At 56.0% G+C, this 924-nt stretch carries 1 protein-coding gene; it reads right to left on the bottom strand.

The features are described from left to right. Positions 1–924: Ig-like domain-containing protein (locus tag FDW87_RS21755; RefSeq protein ID WP_252363002.1), on the bottom strand; the 924-nt coding region annotated here is incomplete at both ends.

The raw sequence follows: 924 nt of genomic DNA, 5'->3' as shown, positions 1-924 counted from the left end.
TGCGCCGAACGTCAGTGTGTGAGTGACGTTCGGCGTGAGGGGAACATCCACACTCCAGGTGCCGTTAGCAGCAACCGTAGCCGTAGCAATTGCGACGGGATTATTGCCATCGAAAATTAACACTGTACTGCCCGGTGTGCCGGTCCCGCTGAGGGTCGGGGTGGTATCGTCCGTGACGCTGCCATTGGTTAGCGAACCGGTAAAGATTCCAACGTTATCCTGAATATCCGTTACCTGCGGCAACGTCAGCTTCGTGTTGTTAACCGTAAACGAAATGCTGTTTGAATTGTCGCTGATGTTACCTGCTGCATCGGTTGCGGTGGCGCTTAATGTGTAGCTTCCGTTCGCCAGCGCAGTCCCTGGCGTAATACTCCAGGTTCCACCAGCCACCGTTGTAGTACCGATTACCGTCCCCCCGTTATACAGGGTGATGGTATCCCCGTCTGAGCCAGTACCGCGAATGGTTGGCGTGGTGTCATCAGTCACGGCATCTGTCGCAAGGTCGCCCGTGACATCACCGACATTATCGTTGGCGGCGATAATCACCGGAGGTGCAGACGGCGTCGTGTCGATGTTCAGTGTTATGGCGTTAGATGGCTGGCTGACGTTGCCTGCTGGATCGGTTGCGGTGAGAGTTACCTGATAACTACCAGGAGCAACCGGTGCTGACGGAGTGAAGCTCCAGGTACCGTCTGCACCTACTGTTGCTGTTCCCTGCAATGGGGGAGTACCAGCAAGATAGAGGGTAATCAGATCCCCGACGTTCCCCGTGCCGCTAAAGGTTGGCGTGGTGTCATTGGTGTTGCCATTAGTGACCACTCCCGTTACCGGAGCCACATCGTCGGTAATGATTGGCGCGGCTGGTTGTGCGGGAGGCGTATTGTCTACTGTCAGAGTAAAGCTTGCCGACGGGATCCCCGTGTT

The organism is Citrobacter sp. wls826 (assembly GCF_005281245.1).
In the GTDB taxonomy this organism is placed as follows: Bacteria; Pseudomonadota; Gammaproteobacteria; order Enterobacterales; family Enterobacteriaceae; genus Citrobacter; species Citrobacter braakii.
Note: the sequence above shows the minus strand (reverse complement) of the source record. Positions and strands in the feature narration are given on the sequence as shown.